Consider the following 14,803-nt stretch of genomic DNA (forward strand, 5'->3'; position numbering starts at 1 on the left):
GACGTTAATCGGTCGTTGGTTGACGTTCGTGGAAATAGTGTTGACTCTCACTACTTTCTTTACTCTCTTTGCTTAATTTTACAAACGGTCACTATTGATTATCAGTGGAATGATGAGTAAACCTTTCAAGGTAAGTTGCTGGATTTTGTTTTCTTATTTTGCCATTTGGTACGTGGCAATGGCTTTCGAGTGCAACGGCGAATGGAGTTGTTTTCTGAGCGCTATCGCTATTTTCTCATGGGCGGTAGCTTTTATCGCACTTTTAAATTTGTTCCTTTTTCATCAAGCTATTCCTTGGATTCGTAAACAACCCAAGCGATGGGGCTGGAGTACATTGCTCGTAGTAGGAATGCTGTTCATGCTTACGTTCGGGTTTGCAGGTTGGTGCAAATTTGCGGCCTACGTTTTTGGACTTGAACCACTCAACGACATGCCGTTTACGCTGAAAGGGCTGTCCACTCGCTTCTTCTTCCAGGTTGTGGGAATTATTTATTTTACGCTGGTCAAATTGATAGTTGAATCGTACGAGCTTCGTCTCCACAATCAGCGGCTGGTCATTGAAAAACAACAGTCTGAATTGAGCTTTTTAAAGTCGCAAATCAACCCACACTTTCTTTTCAATACCCTCAACAACATTTACGCTTTGGCCAGAGAAAAATCCGACCAAGCGCCTCACAACGTGCTACGGTTATCGGAAATGCTGCGGTACATGCTCTACGAAACGGGCGACGGGCTCGTAAGTGCCGATAAAGAAATTAAAATCATCGAAGATTACTTGGAGCTTGAGCGAATGCGCTACGACGAGACGCTCAACATCCAATTTAAGGTGCAGCTGGAGGAGTCCCAAACGTTGATTCCACCGTTGTTGATGATTCCTTTGGTCGAAAACGCCTTCAAACACGGGGTTTCAGAAACACTCCAGCAAGCATTTGTCCACATTCGGCTTGCGGTTCGTCAGCAGGAATTACGGTTAGAGATTGAAAATTCAAAAGAAGAAAACGAAGAATCAACCGCTTCCCAAGAAGGAATCGGCATCAGAAACATTCGTCGGCAGTTAGAGCTATTGTTTCATTCTTACCAGCTTCAACTCGAAAACAGGGGGCAAACGTTTTTCACACAACTCACCATTGACCTCAACAGCTATGCAAAAAATTAAGTGCATCATTGTCGAAGATGAACCTTTGGCCGTCAAAATCCTGAAAGATTATTGCGAATCTTTGCCCCAACTCGAACTCATCGCCACTTTCCGAGACGCCATAGGTGCAGGGCTTTTTCTCCAATCTACAACCGTTGACCTGATCTTTTTGGATATTCATTTGCCCAAATTAAAGGGCTTGGCATTTTTACGCACCTTAACGCGCCCGCCCGCTGTCATCGTCACCACTGCTTACCACCAATACGCCGTCGAAGGGTTTGAGCTAAACGTCATTGATTATTTACTCAAACCGTTTTCGTTTGAACGATTTGTCACCGCAACCAACAAGGTCACAAAAGCACTTTCTAGCCACCAACCCATTGATAAAGAAGCCCCAACCAAAGAGCTTTCTTGCTTTTTGAGCATCGACCGAAAGAAAGTACGAATTGTGTTTGACACGGTATTGTACGTCGAAAGTGCCCGTGAGTACATTCGAGTGATGACGACACAAGGTGAGTTTAAATCGAAAATGAGCACGCACGAAATCGAAGCACTTCTGCCCTCCAGCCAGTTTGTTCGGATTCATCGTTCGTTTATTGTGGCCATCGACAAAATTGAAATTTATACCAAAGAAGAAGTCATCGTTCAAGGACAAGCGCTTCCCATTGGAAAAGCGTTCAAGAGCGCACTAACGCGGGTATAGCTGCCGCAAAAAAATCCGCATAGGTCGATTTCTGTGGGCGTAAATGCCTCCTTTTTCCTAAAAATTAGGTTTCTTTGTAGAACACCCTTCGTGGGGAGTAGTCTAACCAATCAACAACCTAATCTACCCAATTATTTATGAAAAAACTCCTATTTCTGGCGTTGTTTTCGACCTCCCTCTACGCCCAAAATCCCATTGAAACCTTCACCAAAGACATGGAGAAGAAAGACGGTTTTTTGCCGTACTACTGGGATGCAAAAAAAGGAAAAGTCTATCTTGAAATTAAGCAGTTCGACACCGAACTCCTCTACTACCCTACCCTTTCGCAAGGCATCGGTTCCAACGACATTGGCCTCGACCGTGGTCGCTTGGGGCAAGAGCACGTGGTTAAATTTCAGCGTACGGGCAACAAAATTTTAATGCTGGAGCCCAATTACGCCTACCGCGCCGTTAGCAAAGACCCACTTGAACGCCGTGCGGTAGAAGAATCTTTTGCGCAATCGGTGCATTGGGGATTTGAGGTCTTGGCCGAAAACGCAGGTACTGCCCTCGTGGACCTTACGCCTTTTTTGATGCAAGACGCCGTGGGAGCCATTCAAGGTATTTCGCGTACGCGTCAAGGTTCGTTTCGATTGGATGCTTCACGTTCGGCCATGTATTTGCCCAACACCAAAAACTTCCCTCAAAACACGGAGTTTGAAGTAACCATCACCCTCACGGGCGACTCACCTGGTGCGTACTTGCGTCAAGTGGTTCCTACCGCCTCCGTCGTAACCATGCGTCAGCACCATTCGTTTGTACAACTTCCTGACAGTGACTACCAACCACGCGCTTTCGACCCACGCATTGGGTACATTTCTACGTCCTATTACGACTATGCCACGCCCATCAGTGAGCCGATTGAAAAGCGCTACATCGTTCGTCACCGTTTAAAGAAAAAAGACCCTAACGCCGCCCTTAGCGAGCCCGTGAAGCCAATTGTGTATTACATCGACCCAGGTGCCCCCGAGCCCATCCGTTCGGCTTTGGTAGAAGGTGCCAAATGGTGGAATCAGGCGTTTGAAGCGGCGGGTTACAAAGATGCTTTTCAGGTAAAATTGCTCCCTGCCGACGCCGACCCAATGGACATTCGCTATAACCTCGTGCAATGGGTACACCGTTCTACGCGTGGATGGTCGTACGGGGCGAGTATTGTGGATCCTCGCACGGGCGAAATTTTGAAAGGGAAAGTAACACTAGGTTCGCTGCGGGTACGTCAAGATTATTTGATTGCGCAGGGTTTGGTGGGTAATTTCCAAACCGACACCAGCAACGTAGAAGATATGTTAGGAATGTCGATTGACCGCTTAAAACAGCTTTCGGCGCACGAAATTGGACATACCTTGGGGCTTCCACACAACTACGTAGCCAGCATTCACAACCGCGCTTCGGTGATGGATTATCCGCACATGTTGGTCGAGTTGAAAAACGGAAAAGTGGATTTGTCCAATGCGTATGACAAAAAAATTGGCGATTACGACAAATGGTCCATCATCTGGGGCTACCAAGATTTCCCTAAGGGAACGGACGAGAAAAAAGCCCTCAACACCATTGTGGACCAGATGTACGGCAAAGGCTTGTATTTCTTGACCGACCAAGACGCTCGCCCCGAAGGAAGTGCTCATCCTCAAACCCACTTATGGGACAATGGCGCAAACGCTACGGCCGAATTGAAACGGGTATCGGAAATCAGAAAAGTAACATTGAGTAATTTTGACGAACGCAAACTGCGCACAGGGACGCCGATGAGTTCGTTGGAAGAAGTATTTGTTCCCATGTATATGTTCCACCGTTTTCAGGTAGAAGCCACGGCTAAAGTTGTCGGTGGAGTCAATTATAAGTTTACCGTAAAAGGCGACAAAGACCTCACCACCACCCCTGTCAACGGACTCGAACAACGCGAAGCCTTGGAAACCCTGCTCCAAACGCTCCAACCTGATTTCTTGAAAGTACCCGAATCGGTATTGAAACTCACACCTCCGCGCGCCTTTGGCTACGACGCCAATCCTCGCGAAACTTTTAAACGCCGTACGGGACTGGTTTTTGACCCACTCGGCCCACCCGAAGCCTCGGCGGGATTGACGTTACGCATGTTGCTTAATCCAGAGCGTTTGAGCCGTTTGGTGATTCAGTCGTCGTTCCATCCGTCGTTGTTAAGTTTGGAAGAAACCCTTGATAAACTCATCGGCGCCACTTGGAAATCAAACGCATCGCGGGCGGGTTATGAAGGCGAAATTGCGCGTTTGGTGGACAAAATGATGTTGGAGAAACTTATCGAGTTATCGAATAACAAAGAAGTTACGCCACAAGTACGCGCCGTTATCATGCTCAAATTGAGAGACTTGAACTTCTGGCTACAAAATCGTGGTATTTCGGACGCCAAGCAAAAAGCCCACAATTTGTTTGCGATGCACCAAATCGAAATGGCGAAAAATCGTCCTTCTGATGTCACTACCACCCCGACAATGACCCCTCCCGATGGCCAGCCCATCGAATCGGGCTACGACTGGCTAGCTCCTGCGTGCGACTGGGAATTGCCTACATTTTCAAAAGGACATTAGTAGTGCAGCCCTACCAAGTTTCGGCGTCGTTGCCAAATAAACTTGGTAGGTCTTTTTCCTGATAAAACCTTCCAAGTTTTGGCTATTAACCAAACACACTTGGAAAGTTTCCTAAAAGACTTTCCGCTGGATGCAACGTGGGAAGTCTTTTTTGTTTCTATGGATAAAGTAATAAACAATTTAACTTTTTCAAGACCATGCAATTTCTCTTCAAAAGTGTCCTACTGGTCTGTGTGTGGCTTTCATCGCTTCTACCTAGTTTTTCTCAGGCTCTTACTGTTTCCGAGCGATTTGTGGCAAGTACCCCATGTGGAAGTATATTTCAGTCGCTGCTTGCTATGCCACCTTCTGCGGCTTGTGATTTTATCAAATGGGAAATTATCTTCCAACGAGACGCTCAGACGCAAGCTGCCACCGATTTTCAGTTGCGCGCTACGTACGGGGTATATCAGCCCAACACCAATCTTTTTGCAGGAGGCGGCACTCCCGTAACGATTACTGGAAAATGGGAGATAACAAAAGGCACCAAAACCAACCCCAATGCCCTTGTCTATCGCCTGCTCGCCGACCAGTCCGACAAAACGCTATCGTTTGTAAAAATGGACGACAATCTTTTGCATCTTCTTTACGGGGATAAAAGTTTGATGATTGGTACACCTAGCCACAGTTATACCTTTAACAAAACCGTGCGATGAAAAAGCTACTTAATTTTACCTTTATCTTTCTATTTTCGGCTGCGCTTTTGGCCCAAAATACACCTCCCCTCGTCCCCACCTCACGCCCTATACCTTCTGGCCCAGAGGTCCTTGGCATTTTTGCAGGACGCTGCCCTTGCCAAGAATTAGCCACTTTACTGAAAGTGACAGTATCCAGTGAATGTTTTAAAAGTAAGTGGGAAATAACACTTTTCCATGACCCAAAGACGCATCAGCCAACTACCTTTCAGTTGATTGGTACGACATTTCGCAAAAAAGACCAAAACGGAGCGTGGAAAATCAGTAAAGGGATAAAAAATGACCCTGAGGCCACTGTATATGAATTGCAAATGGAGAACGCCACCTTACAACTTCTCAAAGCGGATGACAACCTCCTTTTTATGTTGAACCATGACCGAAGCCTTTTGGTAGGTAATGAGCTGTTTAGCTACACGTTGAATCGTATCGAAAAAAAACCAATGAGTGCGTCGAAATAAGTACATCCTTATCACACGCTTAGCCAAAACTTCCCCAGAAAGATTCAAAAGGCACACTCCTAACCCATGTTCGAGAAAGAAAAGAGAGTATTAATGCAACGTTTTGAAAAAACGCATGTCATTGTTGTAACCATTTTAAGAACGCCGAGTATCCACACTAAAATTCATTCACTAACTACCACACAAAAAATACAGCCAACACCCATTTAACAGCCACCTCTGGTAAACTTTATGAAACAGTTATTCTTAGTAGCCCTCTTGCTAGGGGGTATCGGGACTTCGTTTGCCCAAAAATCAAAAATTTCAGGCTTTTTGCTCGATTCTACGTCCAAACAAGCCGTTGAGTTTGCGACTGTTGCGCTGTTGAAAGACAGCAAAATTTTGGAAGGAACCACCACCGAAGTTACTGGTAAATTTACCTTTAGTAAGGTGAGCGGTGGTTCCTACCAACTCAAAATCACCTTTGTGGGCTACCGCGACAAAATCATCAATAACGTAGTAGTAACCGAAGGGAACGACCTCGACCTAGGGGTAATTTCGTTTGCACAAGCTGCCCAGCAACTCCAAGAAGTGCAGGTCGTTGAGCAAAAAGCCTTGTTTGAAGACAAACCCGACCGTTTGGTTTACAACGCTGAAAAAGACATTACCATCAAAGGAGGAAACGCGGGCGATGTGCTTCGCAAAATTCCAGCAGTGGCGGTGGACTTGGATGGCAACGTAGAACTGCGCGGTAGCTCCAACATCAAAGTGTTGATTAATAATAAACCCTCCAACTTAATGGCCAAAAGTGTAGCGGAGGTGCTCAAATTAATTCCTGCCGATGACATCAAGCAAATTGAAGTCATTACTTCTCCTTCGGCCAAATACGACGCCGAAGGTACGGCAGGAATTATCAACATTATTACCAAACGTAACACGCTTCAAGGCGTCAATGGCAAAGCCAATACCTCGATTGGACGGTGGAATGATAGCTACAATGGCAACCTCAATTACCGCAAAAAGAGTGTAGGTGTGACGGCCCGCGGTGGGTTTAACAAATGGCGCAATTTGGGCGAAAATTCTGTGACCCGAATTACAACCCTCGAAAACTACCAAACCAAATTGCTCCAAACGACATCGTTCAAAGGCACTGGAGAAAATATGTACGGCAACCTTTCGGCCGAATGGGACATTGATTCGCTCAATCGACTAAGTGCGGGATTGAATTTTTATGACGGCAAAAACGCCATGAATTTTGATTACGTCAACGACTTTACGGCCCCTAGCGAGCCTCGTTCATTGTTTACCAGAAAACTCTATCGGATTTATGATTGGAACGGAGGAACCCTGAACTTCGACTACAACAAGTCGTTTAAAAAGCCCAAAAAAGAGTTTAATATCTTGACCATGTTTTCTAAAGAGGTGGATGACAGCTATTACAACCTCGACCAGCTCAACGCCGAAAACGCCATTTATTACCGCGAAAAAAGCCCCAACGCAAGCCGAAATCACGAAGGAACGATTCAAATTGATTTTACCAATCCGCTGGATAGTGTAAGTACCTTAGAAATTGGCGCAAAAACCATCTTGAGAAACGTTAAAAGCGATTACCGCGTCGCTACTGCCTTAGACGGTTCTAGCGATTTTCAGGACGTTCCAGCCTTGGCCAACCTCTTTGATTATAACCAACAAGTCGCTTCGAGCTACGTCGCTTACTCGCGCGTTTCTAAAAACAAATGGGGTATCAACGCAGGCGCTCGCTACGAACACACGTTTATCCAAGCGGCATTTTTGGCGGGCACGGTGCCGTTTTCGAGCAACTACGGCAACATCATTCCGAACCTTAGTTTATCGCGCAATCTCCCTAAAAATCAGAAACTTAAACTGAGTTATTCGCAACGGATTCAGCGACCAATGCTTTGGTTCTTGAACCCGTACGTTAACGCCAGCGAACCAAAAGCTACCTACTCAGGCAACCCATATCTTAAACCCGAGCTGACCCACAGCGCCGAAGCGAGTTACAATGTGTATATCAAAGAATCATCGGTGAATACGGTGTTGTTTATGCGCCAAACCAATAATGCCATCGAGCGCATTCGGACGGTCAATGAAGACGGTTCAACCCATTTGACGTTCCAGAATATCTCTCAAAACATTTCATACGGACTGACCTTGAGCGGAAGTACAAAAATTAAGAAATTTTCAGCCAACACCTCCCTCAACCTGTATTATAACATCCTGAACAGCCCTGCATTGCAAGCCAAAAACGAAAACTGGATGTATCGCATCAATTTAAACGGTACTTACGATTTTGGTAAAGGTTTGAAAGCGCAGTTTTTTGGCTTCTTCAACTCACCACGGGTTATGTTGCAAGGCAAAGTCAGTGGCTATGCCTATTATAACTTAGCCTTACAAAAGGAAGTTTTGAAGAAAAAAGGCACAATTGGACTGGGTGTTGACAATATTTTTGCCCCGTTTTTAGAACAGAAAATTACGTTTGCCTCTCCCGCTTTTACCCAAGAAGGAAGCAGCAAATACTTCAACCGTGGCTGGCGCGTGAGTTTTTCTTATGAATTTGGAAAAATGACTAGCCAACCTCAGCGCAGCAAAAAAAGCATTAGCAACGACGATAAAAAAGGAGGAGAAAATTAAGCCCCAACGTGCCGAGGGTTTCTCACTTGTGCAGAGGGTTTCTCACTTGTGCAGAGGGTTTCTTAAAACTTTCCAAGTGCTAAGGGTTTCTCAAAACCCGCTTCTACGTGACAAAGGCTTCTCAAAACCTGACGAGTGCTAAGGGTTTCTCAAAACCGTCGAGTTCGGGTTTTGAGAAACCCTCAGCACCTACTAACACCTCCTGTTAATCAAAAAACAGATTTGAAATAATGACCAACAGAAAGAATACCACAATCACGATAAGGTAGTAAAACAAGTCGATAAAAGGATAGTCGTGGCGATTTAATTTATCCAACCATTTATTTAGCATAGCATTAATGAGTTAATTTTGGGGCGAGCAACCAGCAGGTTGTCGAGAAAGAGGATACTTAGCTCACAAATCTAATGCAAATTTTTGTAAATACGCCCTTCAACGAAGCGCTCCGCCACACCTTGCGCCAAGCGTTTCCTGCGGGGCATCAGTTGCTATTTAAAGTAGAACTCCCTGAAGATGAACACCGTGACGCGTTTCGTCGGACCGATGTCATTTTGGGCAACCCACCTGCGGCATGGTTTACGGAAGCCCCTGCTCAATTAAAATTTTGGCAACTCGAATCGGCGGGATTTGATGGGTACAAGCACCTACACCTTCCCAAGGTGACGATTTGTAACCTTGCCGACTACTTCTCCGTGCCCTGTGCCGAAACCATCGTCGCAGGCATTCTCGCTTTCTATCGAGGGTTAGAAGAGCTTACCTTGTTAAAAACCGAAAAACGTTGGGTTGGCTCGCCCATTCGCTACCGTTTGGGATTACTCACAGGCAAACGAGTGGCGATTTTAGGCGCAGGAAGCATTGGCCAAACCGTCAAAAAAATGCTTTCGGGCTTTGACTGTCGCCTTCAAATGGTCGCGCGCTCACACCCCGATGCCACCATTCACACTCCCGAAGCACTCCTAGCCATTCTTCCCCAAATCGACCTAGTAATCAATTGTTTACCAGGAGCGGCCAAAGGCTTTTTTACGGCAGATATGATTAACGCAATGCCTCCGAATGCTGTATTTGCCAACATTGGCCGTGGTTCTACCGTCGATGAACCAGCGTTGATAAAAGCCTTACAAGAAGAGCGTCTTGCGGGAGCGGTACTTGACGTGACAGAAGTGGAGCCTTTGCCAAGTAGCCACCCGTTTTGGGGCATGTCAAACGTGATTTTAACCCAGCACACGGGCGGCGGACAGGCCAACGAACAGGAAGGAAAAGTTGTTATTTTTGCCGACAATTTCCGACGCTTTATCGAAGGACAACCGCCACACAATCAAATAAATTTACAAAAAGGATACTAGAGAGTGTCGAATGCAAAGTGCAGAGTGTTGAATGTTGTCACTCGACACTCTGCACTCTCCCCTCGACATTCTGCCATCGACATTTTATAACAACGACAAGACATGGTTCTTTCCCCCGAACAAGCGCTCAAAGAAATACGCCAAAAGAAAATTCAACCGCTGTATTTTATTCACGGCGACGAGCCTTATTACATTGATTTACTGGCCGATGCCCTTGAAAAAGCCGTTGTTCCCGAATCAGAAAAAGGATTTAATCAGTTTGTACTTTTTGGGAAAGATGCCGATGTTGGTACGATTCTCAACTACGCGCGTCGCTTTCCCTTTATGTCGGAGCGGCAACTGGTGTTGGTCAAAGAAGCCCAACAATCCAACGGCCTTGATACCAAAGACAAATCGGCTCTTTTGGACGACTACGCCACTCGTCCGTTGTCATCCACGGTATTGGCTTTGTGTTTTCAGGGGAATTTTGACATGCGAAAAGCCTTGCCCAAAACTTTTGAAAAACATGGCGTTTTAGTCCAGTGCAAAAAGATGTACGACAACAAACTCCCCGATTGGGTAGGTGAGCACGTACGAAGTTTAGGAGCAAAAATCAGCATCAAAGCGATTCAGATGTTGGTCGAAAACATTGGGAATGACCTCAAACGCATCACCAGCGAAATCGACAAAATCTTGCTCAACCTCACCGCCAGTGAAGAAATAACGGCGGCTGTGGTGGAAAAATACGTGGGAATTAGCAAAGAATACAATGTGTTTGAATTGCAAAAAGCGCTGATTCAACGCGATGTGATTAAGTCTAACAAAATAGCTAATTACCTCGCTGCCAACACAAAAGAAAATCCGTTACCACAGGTACTTATTATTTTGTATAACTTTTTTAGCAAAGTACTCGTCGTTCACGGAACGCAAGACAAGTCGGAAGGACACCTTGCTTCGGTGTTGGGTGTGAGTCCTTTTTTTGTGAAAGATTACCTATCGGCGGCGCGGCAGTATTCGTTGGGACACGTGGCCAAAGCCATCAAAGCCTTGCGTCAAGCCGACAATGCTTCGAAGGGGATTGAGTCAGGTTCCAAAGATGAACAAGCCATTATGCAAGAACTTGTGTTTACGATTTTGCACTAAATCAGTTGTGTGGTGTACTCGCAGTGGTGTGATTGCTCGCGATGGCGTGCTCGCGGTTGCTCACAACCGCGAAAAGGGTTGCTCACAACCCAAAGAATGATAGTGGGTTGTAAGCACGATTACGTCGGGTTTTGAGAAACCCTCAGCACGAAAAAAGCGGGTTGTGAGCAACCCGCTACACGAACAAGCAGGTTTTGAGAAACCTGCGGCACGTCAATCTTCGTCTTTGGGCAAAAGCTTAGGTTCGGCGTTTACTTCGTCATAATTGCTAAACTCCTCTAGCCGTTTTTGATTGGCTTCGGGGAGTTGCATATTTATCTTCCAGTTCATCGAAGCGGCCAATTGGTACATCATAAACTGAATTTGATTATTGGCAATGCGTGGTAAATCTCCCTCCAGTGCCTTTTCGTTCATAGCTTGTTTGGCATCCACCAACAAATTGGTATAATCTTCGTGGCTAAAGCGGTTCCAAATGCCATTTTCGATGTCATAAAACTTATAATCGGTATCAATGGAAAGTACCTCAGGTTCAGGGAAATACTCAATGACCATTTGGTTGGTAGTTTCATCAAGACGAAAACGCATTTTGGCAAAATCGAAACCAACCAGCACCTTCGCTTTGGCAATCACTAAGGCTTTTTTGGAATTTTTGAACAAATACAAAAACTTTTTATCGTCCTTATAATCAAATATTTCCGTAAAATATCCTTCAGCCATAACGACTTTAAACACCTTTTCAATCCGCTCCAGCAAAATGGTGGACGATTGGGTGGACTGACCCAATTGGGCATTTTTTCGATTGGCCACGTAAAACAAGCCATACCCCACCGCCCCGCCTAAAAGTAGGGTAATCACAAAAAACAAAAGCGTAGAAAGTCCCATAAAAAGTTGAATTTTGCGAAAGTTAAAGAAAATTTAAGTATCGTTTTTAGTCAATCAAATTTCAACCATGTTAGCATTTTTTAAACCATCCTCTCAACAAACTTACACTGATTTAGGGCTGCTTGTACTCCGCATTTTTGTATTTATTATGCTCATTCCCCACGGGTACGACAAACTACTTAGCTTCCTCGACGGCGCAAACGACTTCCCTGACCCGTTACACGTCGGAGTACGGTTTTCTCATTTTATCACCGTTTTAGGCGAAGTATTCATACCGTTGCTGCTCATTTTCGGGTTGTTTACGCGAATAGCAGCCGTGATCGAAATCGGGCTTTTCTTGGTCATTGCTTTTGTCATTCACGGCAGCGACCCATTTGGCGACAAAGAACACGCCCTTTTGTACTTAGTCCCTTCGTTGGCGTTGTTACTCACAGGTGCGGGAAAATATTCGTTGGACGCAGCTTTGTTTAAAAAGAAATAACCCACGTCAATTCTTTGAAAGAAGCCATCGAACTAACTTAACTACTTCGATGGCTTCTTTCACGTCATGAACACGGAGGATATTTGCGCCGTTCAGAATGGCTACCGTATTGAGGGCAGTGGTGCCATTGAGCGATTGGTCAGGCGTGATGTCGAGTTTTCGCCAAATCATTGATTTCCTAGACACACCCACCAACAACGGCACTTCCAACGCCTCAAACGCCCGCAGTTCCCGCAGCAAGACGTAGTTTTGATCCGCATTTTTGGCAAACCCAAAACCCATATCTGCCACAATGTCTTTCACCCCCAACTGACGAAGTTGGTAAATTTTAGTTTGCAATTCCCGAAGTACATCCGTCACCAAATCGTCGTATTGGTTGAGTTCTTTCATCGTTTGAGGTGTGCCACGACTGTGCATAAGAATATACGGTACGTTCAGCTCGGCGACGGTTTCAAACATCAATGGGTCGAGGTTGCCACCCGCAATGTCGTTGATAATATGCGCGCCTGCTTCAATGGATTTGCGCGCCACCGACGCCCGAAAGGTATCTATGGATATAATGGCCTCAGGGAAACGCTTACGCAGCATTTCGACCACGGGCAGCACGCGGTTAAGCTCTTCTTCTTCACTGACGGCATCGGCTCCTGGGCGGGTTGAGTGCCCACCAATGTCGAGCATCGAAGCCCCTTCCGAAAGCATTTTATCGGCTTTTTTATAGGCATCTTCTATTTGCAACACCCGACTCCCTGAGAAAAAGGAATCTGGGGTAACGTTGAGAATCCCCATCACCTGCGGAGTTGACAAGTCGAGCAACTTTCCAGCGATATTCAGCGTTTTTTTCATAATTTCGCGGCGCACACTGTGCCTTATTAACTGTTAATTGTTTTATGCAACAAACTGAGCGCGAATATCGGAGTGTTATCACTCGCTGCAAAGACATTTTTACCAAAAAGAACCAAGATTACGGCCCCTCGTGGCGAATTCTGCGTCTTCCTTCCATTACGGATCAAATTTTTATCAAAGCCCAACGCATCCGCACCCTTCAAGAAAACGGTTTTTCTAAAGTGGATGAAGGCGAAGTACCTGAGTTTATCGGTATCATCAACTACTGTGTGATGGCCCTGATTCAGATACAATTAGGTGACAACAAAGGAATGGATTTTACGGCCGCGCAGCTCACCGAATTGTACGATACCCAAATGAACGAAGTATATGAATTGTTGTTCAACAAGAACCATGACTACGGCGAAGCATGGCGTGACATGCGGGTCAGTAGCATGACTGATATCATTTTGATGAAGCTATTTCGCATCAAACAAATTGAAGATAACGAAGGAAAAACGATTATTTCGGAAGGTGTAAAGTCTGGTTATCAAGACATTATCAACTATTCGGTTTTTTGTCTTATTAAACTTGGACAAGCACATTAACCTTTCATTAACAGTTACTTTTGGCTTAATTTTTGAAATTTGTAGTCAATACTGAATAGCAAACTTCCATTTTTTAGTACAAAGCAACCCAAACGAATCTAACGATAACGAATGAAAATTTTAGCCCACATTGTCCGCTTTTTAGTTGGAGGAATCTTTATTTTTTCGGGTCTAGTTAAACTCAACGACCCCGTTGGTACTCAAATCAAGCTGGAAGAATACTTCGAGGTATTTGCCACTGACATGCCATTCATGCACGATTTTTGGATGGCTTTGGTTCCGCTTGCGCTTTATTTGTCGGTGCTGATGTGCGCTGCCGAAGTTATCCTTGGCGTAGCACTTCTTGCCTCTTGGCGTTTGAAGCAAGTCAATTGGATACTGCTTGCACTCATCGTTTTCTTTACTTTCTTAACATTCTATTCGGCTTATTTTAACAAAGTGACCGACTGCGGTTGCTTCGGTGATTTCTTAAAACTCAAGCCTTGGACTTCCTTTACCAAAGACATTGTCTTATTGGTTTTGATTATATTCCTTATCTGGCAAAGCAAGGTATTCCGCAGCCTTCCTACGGGTTCGTTGGTGGCCTTTTCGGCTATTTTTTCCATTGCTTTGGCCATTTATGCCATTCGTTACCTCCCTCCTGTTGACTTTTTGCCTTATAAAATTGGCAACAACATCCCTCAATTAATGCAACCTTCGGAACCTCTCCGTTATAAATACATCATGGAGAAAGATGGCAAAACCGAAGAGTTTGAGAAATTCCCGACTGACACCACCTATAAGTACAAAGAAATGGTGCTTATCAACGAAAGCGCCAAACCAAAGATTACGGACTATAAGGTTTGGAACAACGAAGGTGATTTTACGCAAGAAACGTTCACGGGCAAAAAGCTCATCATCATCATCAAAAACGGCCCTGACTTGAACGTAGCAAGTTTGGCAGAAATCCGTTCGTTGATTAATTCTTTGAAAGGTACGGGGGTTGAATCCTTGATTTTAACTTCAAATAGCGACGCCGAAATTCAAGAGATTCGGAAAGCTTACGCCCTTGATATCCCTTATTACTCGGCCGATGGTACCGTTTTAAAAACCATTTCGCGTTCAAACCCAGGCATTTGGCTTATGAATAATGGTACTGTCAAAGGCAAATGGCACTACAATACCACGCCTGATAAAGAAGAAGTGTTGGGTAAATTATAATGGTTTCCGCCAACTTCCCGAAAGTTTGAAACGAACTTCCCGAAAGTTCAAAACTTTCGGGAAGTTCGCGGAAGTTCTGAAATTCG

The 14,803-nt window shown here is 45.1% G+C and carries 14 protein-coding genes; 11 read left to right on the forward strand and 3 right to left on the reverse strand.

Annotated elements, in window-relative coordinates; translation table 11 throughout:
• Nucleotides 1-94 precede the first annotated feature (94 nt).
• The 6 genes from AC23N5_RS15020 (at nt 95) to AC23N5_RS15045 (ending at nt 8,261) form a co-directional block, all read left to right on the forward strand.
• Nucleotides 95-1,156 (forward strand): sensor histidine kinase, encoded by a 1,062-nt coding sequence (locus tag AC23N5_RS15020; RefSeq protein ID WP_487756222.1) that lies wholly within the window; start codon nt 95-97, stop codon nt 1,154-1,156.
• The gene (locus tag AC23N5_RS15025) at nt 1,143-1,838 is read left to right on the forward strand and encodes a LytR/AlgR family response regulator transcription factor (protein WP_487756223.1); all 696 of its coding nucleotides are present in this window, start codon (nt 1,143-1,145) and stop codon (nt 1,836-1,838) included. Before AC23N5_RS15020 ends, AC23N5_RS15025 begins: the two co-directional genes overlap by 14 nt.
• A gap of 137 nt (nt 1,839-1,975) precedes the next feature.
• Nucleotides 1,976-4,438: a zinc-dependent metalloprotease gene (locus AC23N5_RS15030; protein WP_487756224.1), complete on the forward strand. Its 2,463-nt coding sequence runs from the start codon at nt 1,976-1,978 to the stop codon at nt 4,436-4,438.
• 197 nt (nt 4,439-4,635) lie between these two features.
• A complete protein-coding gene (locus AC23N5_RS15035) occupies nt 4,636-5,133 on the forward strand; it encodes a hypothetical protein (RefSeq protein WP_487756225.1) in 498 nt (165 codons plus the stop codon).
• Nucleotides 5,130-5,630, forward strand: coding sequence for a hypothetical protein (locus AC23N5_RS15040; protein ID WP_183979641.1), 501 nt, complete (start codon nt 5,130-5,132; stop codon nt 5,628-5,630). Before AC23N5_RS15035 ends, AC23N5_RS15040 begins: the two co-directional genes overlap by 4 nt.
• Before the next feature lie 231 nt (nt 5,631-5,861).
• Nucleotides 5,862-8,261 (forward strand): TonB-dependent receptor, encoded by a 2,400-nt coding sequence (locus tag AC23N5_RS15045; RefSeq protein ID WP_487756226.1) that lies wholly within the window; start codon nt 5,862-5,864, stop codon nt 8,259-8,261.
• Nucleotides 8,262-8,466: 205 nt separating this feature from the next.
• Here the strand turns inward: AC23N5_RS15045 and AC23N5_RS15050 are convergent, their stop codons facing one another.
• Nucleotides 8,467-8,592, reverse strand: a complete 126-nt coding sequence (locus AC23N5_RS15050) for a hypothetical protein (RefSeq protein WP_262889965.1) — start codon at nt 8,590-8,592, stop codon at nt 8,467-8,469.
• 74 nt (nt 8,593-8,666) lie between these two features.
• Between AC23N5_RS15050 and AC23N5_RS15055 the strand changes: the two genes are divergently transcribed.
• Nucleotides 8,667-9,602: a D-2-hydroxyacid dehydrogenase gene (locus AC23N5_RS15055; RefSeq protein WP_487756227.1), complete on the forward strand. Its 936-nt coding sequence runs from the start codon at nt 8,667-8,669 to the stop codon at nt 9,600-9,602.
• Nucleotides 9,603-9,704: 102 nt separating this feature from the next.
• Nucleotides 9,705-10,724 (forward strand): DNA polymerase III subunit delta, encoded by a 1,020-nt coding sequence (gene holA / locus AC23N5_RS15060; protein WP_028526755.1) that lies wholly within the window; start codon nt 9,705-9,707, stop codon nt 10,722-10,724.
• 213 nt (nt 10,725-10,937) lie between these two features.
• Here holA and AC23N5_RS15065 read toward each other — a convergent pair whose 3' ends face one another.
• Nucleotides 10,938-11,606, reverse strand: a complete 669-nt coding sequence (locus tag AC23N5_RS15065) for a DUF4230 domain-containing protein (RefSeq protein WP_122931303.1) — start codon at nt 11,604-11,606, stop codon at nt 10,938-10,940.
• A 67-nt stretch (nt 11,607-11,673) separates the two neighbouring features.
• Between AC23N5_RS15065 and AC23N5_RS15070 the strand changes: the two genes are divergently transcribed.
• Nucleotides 11,674-12,087: a DoxX family protein gene (locus tag AC23N5_RS15070; RefSeq protein WP_487756228.1), complete on the forward strand. Its 414-nt coding sequence runs from the start codon at nt 11,674-11,676 to the stop codon at nt 12,085-12,087.
• A 6-nt stretch (nt 12,088-12,093) separates the two neighbouring features.
• Here the strand turns inward: AC23N5_RS15070 and folP are convergent, their stop codons facing one another.
• Nucleotides 12,094-12,930, reverse strand: coding sequence for a dihydropteroate synthase (folP, locus tag AC23N5_RS15075; RefSeq protein WP_487756229.1), 837 nt, complete (start codon nt 12,928-12,930; stop codon nt 12,094-12,096).
• 44 nt (nt 12,931-12,974) lie between these two features.
• On the opposite strand from folP, the gene AC23N5_RS15080 reads away from it, so the two are divergent.
• Together AC23N5_RS15080 and AC23N5_RS15085 are read left to right on the forward strand one after the other, a co-directional pair.
• Nucleotides 12,975-13,517: a DUF1599 domain-containing protein gene (locus tag AC23N5_RS15080; protein ID WP_122931310.1), complete on the forward strand. Its 543-nt coding sequence runs from the start codon at nt 12,975-12,977 to the stop codon at nt 13,515-13,517.
• A gap of 111 nt (nt 13,518-13,628) precedes the next feature.
• Nucleotides 13,629-14,717 (forward strand): BT_3928 family protein, encoded by a 1,089-nt coding sequence (locus tag AC23N5_RS15085; protein WP_487756230.1) that lies wholly within the window; start codon nt 13,629-13,631, stop codon nt 14,715-14,717.
• The last annotated feature ends 86 nt before the right edge of the window (nt 14,718-14,803 follow it).

Source organism: Runella sp. R5_40, assembly GCF_057652295.1.